Raw genomic sequence first — 3,272 nt, forward strand, 5'->3', positions numbered from 1 at the left:
CGCCTGGAACGGGCCGAGCTCGCGATTCAGCGCTCGAAAGAGATGGTGGCTCAAAACATTGAGCGTTCCGGCAGGATACGGCGTTTGGTCGAGGCCGCCATACAAGATCGATAGACTCCCGAGCAACAAAGGATCCCGTGCCGGCAGACCCGAGCCGGCGCAGCGCTGGCCGCCCTTACGTGGAACCCGGCGCCACTTTCGCTGTTCTTCTCTCAGGAGGAACAATCATGCCAGACGACAAAAGCAAGCGTGATTTTCGCGACCGCGACCGAGTGTCGGGCGACGAGGAATATGAGGTCGGCTATTTCGCCAGCAAGTTCCAGCTTACCATTCCTGAAGTGCGGGAACTTATCAGAAAGCACGGGAACGACCGTGAGACGCTGGAGCGTGAGGCAAAGGCACTGGGCGGCCGGTGACGAAAACTACCCGACGTTGGACCGGCAAACGGATCGGCGTCACCCGACGGAACATTTTAGCCGTCCTGCATGTTTCGGTGCATGCCGACGATTGACACAGAAGAGTGCAGAGCGGCGCTAACCCTAATCCGGCGGACGATCGAGGATCATTGTCCGCCTGGCGTTCTTCCTAGTGAGGAAGCGGTAAACGGTCTCTATGGGCCGGAGCTCATGCATGAAGCCGCCGCCCTGGCCACAGCCATTGTCAAGACCGTCGACAAGCTGACGTTGAGTTCGACGAGGATCCCGCCCGCGCCCAGCATTAAAGTTTAGCGCTTTCCAGCGTTGGAAAAGTAAGCGCCCGAGCGGTCAACCTGAAATCCAAGATGCCAGTAGCAGGGCGCATAAGGATGAGACCAGAGCAGCGGCTGCAAGAAGCACTCCCGCGCTCTGCCAGCCCGGCGGAAGCTCTCGTACCAGCCTGTTGGGCGGCTGATTATCATTCATGGGCGGCAGCAATTAAGCTCCTGACGCTGGCACAGACTTGAAATAGAGGACCCGCCAACCACCCAAGTGGCCCGCGGGTCCTTTCAGCACAGGAAGGGACGTAGCTGTGCCGATTTCACGACTGAAACAACAATCAGTTTAACCAAGCGGTTCCGATTAATCCGGATGTAGGACCATTGCGTCGCTGGGGGAGGACTTTGGTCCCATCGCGATTGAGACCGAAGCCCACAATGGGAACGTTTGGCGCAGAGCTGGGTTTGAGTGCCGCCGCACAGAACGTGCACGTCAATCGCTCACTCAACCGGACAAATGAAGATGATGAACCTTGAAGCCGAGACGTCGCAAGCGCTCGTGGCCCGCCTGGCTGATCTCCAGGCAAAGATGCGGGCAGCACGCATAACTGAGGCCGAAATGAAAACCTTCCAAAAGGTTGCGGCCATCATGGCTGACGGTCGCGGCCAGATTGCTGGCGACGACCTTATCGCAGCATCATTCCTCGTCGAACCCGAGGCCATGAATGGGTAGCTGCTTCGGGTCGCGCCTTGTCTTGAACAAGCGACCACTTTTGGTCCGATTCCGTACAAGCCTTTGTTATTGCAAGTGCGATATCAGAGGATAATAGTCGACGTTGCCCATTGCTTTCTAGGGAGTCTGTGATGGATAACGCGGTGCCGAATGGCAAGGTCTCACCTTGCGTCGAAGTGGCCGAAGCATGCGGCGAATGGTTCGTCCGCACGGTCGAGGAAGACCAGGAAATTACCCGCTCATTCGAACTTGAATCTTTCGCGCTCGCCTTTGCGGAAGGCCAGCGGATACGGCTGGGACTTGCCGAGTTCAAGCGGCTGTAGGAAAGACAAGATGCCTCTCCCTGAGAGCCTGCATTCAGTTGAGATGGAATTCCGATGCCCGGAATGCGGATTGGGTTTCGTAAAGCCTGGCCGCTGGTTTAAGTCTGCAGCTCAACATCGTTGCTCCGGCTGCCAGCATCTCACTTATCTTACCTATCCGAAGAAATTGGCATTGTTCGACCGATACGCCAAGCTTCTGACTAAGAGGTCTGGAACGCGGACCGATGAGGGGCGACCGCCACCGCCGCTTCAGTAACTTCCGCTCTTATCGCTCCCCTGTGTCGGGACAATCACAGGCGAATGGGACTTGTTGATAAGAAAACCGGCGGTTAGCCAAAAGCCGATAGCCATAAAAAACAGGCCCGCAAAGGCGATGAACAAAACTCGCATGCAGCGGAATATACCACGCCGGAAATGAAAAAGCCCGCCAGCCGGAGCCGGCGGGCAGTTCTGCCGCGAGGCAATAAGCCACCGAAAACCCGTCTGCCGAACACATAAGCTTCAACCGCCCCGCAAAATGCGCCAGATGTCGTGCCAGTAGTACGTTAGGGTCGATGCCACGGCGCCGGCGGCGATGCCGGTCACGCCAAGAGCGCCAAGCCCCATCAGCTTCCACCGGGTCACCTCGGCGGTCACTTCCTTGACGCTGGTCATGTCGGCATTGAGCTTGCTGACCGCGCTTTCCGTCGCAGTGACGCGCTCGACCAGCTCGTCGGTCTTGGCATACATCTTGGACCGGCTGGCGACCGCGCGATGTTCCGATTGCTCATAGCTCAAGGCTGCCCGCGCATCGCTTTCCTTGATATCACGCCGGATCTCAGTGATGTCCCGCTGCATGTCCTGTGTGGCTTGCAGCAGGCCGCCGATCATCATTTCCAAGCTCTTCGTTCCCGATGTCGGCATCAATCCCGCCCTTCAATGCGATGCTATGATTTCAGTTCGGCCCGGCGAGCGGCGCTCGCCTTGGTGTGCAGATCGCATTCGGCGCGCGTGTAGAGCTTTACGGCGCAGCCCGGCGCAATGGTGCGGTCGATCTTGTTCTGATCCTCGACGGTTTTGCCCTTCGCCCCGGCGAGGCTGCTACCGATCGCCGCCCGGAGGGCTGGAACACCGTTCACGCCGGAAGTCCCACAACCCGCCAGCAGAATTGCAGTCATCAAAATTCCGGCTGGCTTCAATGCCCATCCGTATCGCATCCTGATTGTCCTTCTCGATCTTGGCGCGGACCTCGTCGGCGCCCCAGTGCTTTATTAGTTCGTAGCCGCCCCACACCGCGCCCGAAGCGACGGCGATGGTTGCGGCTATCGCGATGACGCCGGCGAGTGTTCTGTTGATGCCGAGGACACTGGCGATAATGGCTATGATGGACCCCATCAGCCGCCCACCTCCGCTTTGATCTGACGCACCGCAGAGATGATCTGTGAGCGAAGCAGGAGCAGGACCAGCAGGAACACAAGAAGGACCACACCGCCTGCAACAACCGCCTGCCAGTCCATTCCAGCGAGACAGCCCAGGCCGATGG

General features: G+C 58.4%; 6 protein-coding genes. 3 read left to right on the top strand and 3 right to left on the bottom strand.

What is annotated here, in order from left to right; translation table 11 throughout:
- Positions 1-227 precede the first annotated feature (227 nt).
- The 3 genes from EN750_RS25345 to EN750_RS25360 all read left to right on the top strand — a co-directional run bounded on the left by EN750_RS25345 (position 228) and on the right by EN750_RS25360 (position 1,750).
- Complete coding sequence (locus tag EN750_RS25345; RefSeq protein WP_127398154.1) at positions 228-416, top strand: DUF3606 domain-containing protein; 189 nt, start codon at positions 228-230, stop codon at positions 414-416.
- Between the two features lie 801 nt (positions 417-1,217).
- Positions 1,218-1,427, top strand: a complete 210-nt coding sequence (locus tag EN750_RS25355; protein ID WP_127398158.1) for a hypothetical protein — start codon at positions 1,218-1,220, stop codon at positions 1,425-1,427.
- Between the two features lie 131 nt (positions 1,428-1,558).
- Positions 1,559-1,750, top strand: coding sequence for a hypothetical protein (locus tag EN750_RS25360; protein WP_127398160.1), 192 nt, complete (start codon positions 1,559-1,561; stop codon positions 1,748-1,750).
- A 501-nt stretch (positions 1,751-2,251) separates the two neighbouring features.
- On the opposite strand, the gene EN750_RS25370 is transcribed toward EN750_RS25360, so the two are convergent.
- Genes EN750_RS25370 through EN750_RS25380 form a run of 3 tightly spaced genes read right to left on the bottom strand, consistent with a single transcriptional unit; the run spans position 2,252 to position 3,124 of the window.
- A complete protein-coding gene (locus tag EN750_RS25370; RefSeq protein WP_245482805.1) occupies positions 2,252-2,623 on the bottom strand; it encodes a DUF1515 family protein in 372 nt (123 codons plus the stop codon).
- A 53-nt stretch (positions 2,624-2,676) separates the two neighbouring features.
- Positions 2,677-2,868, bottom strand: a complete 192-nt coding sequence (locus tag EN750_RS25375; RefSeq protein ID WP_245482806.1) for a hypothetical protein — start codon at positions 2,866-2,868, stop codon at positions 2,677-2,679.
- Positions 2,831-3,124 (bottom strand): hypothetical protein, encoded by a 294-nt coding sequence (locus tag EN750_RS25380; RefSeq protein WP_127398168.1) that lies wholly within the window; start codon positions 3,122-3,124, stop codon positions 2,831-2,833. The genes EN750_RS25375 and EN750_RS25380 overlap by 38 nt, the downstream gene beginning before the upstream one ends.
- Between the last annotated feature and the right edge of the window lie 148 nt (positions 3,125-3,272).

This window comes from Mesorhizobium sp. M7A.F.Ca.ET.027.03.2.1 (assembly GCF_003999175.1).
In the GTDB taxonomy this organism is placed as follows: domain Bacteria; phylum Pseudomonadota; class Alphaproteobacteria; order Rhizobiales; family Rhizobiaceae; genus Mesorhizobium.

What these genes read in the sequence shown, in the direction of transcription:
- EN750_RS25370 (WP_245482805.1), bottom strand. Translation starts at nt 2,623, where the DNA reads ATGATGATCGGCGGCCTGCTGCAAGCCACACAGGACATGCAGCGGGAC.
- EN750_RS25360 (WP_127398160.1), top strand. Translation starts at nt 1,559, where the DNA reads ATGGATAACGCGGTGCCGAATGGCAAGGTCTCACCTTGCGTCGAAGTG.
- EN750_RS25355 (WP_127398158.1), top strand. Translation starts at nt 1,218, where the DNA reads ATGATGAACCTTGAAGCCGAGACGTCGCAAGCGCTCGTGGCCCGCCTG.
- EN750_RS25345 (WP_127398154.1), top strand. Translation starts at nt 228, where the DNA reads ATGCCAGACGACAAAAGCAAGCGTGATTTTCGCGACCGCGACCGAGTG.
- EN750_RS25380 (WP_127398168.1), bottom strand. Translation starts at nt 3,124, where the DNA reads ATGGGGTCCATCATAGCCATTATCGCCAGTGTCCTCGGCATCAACAGA.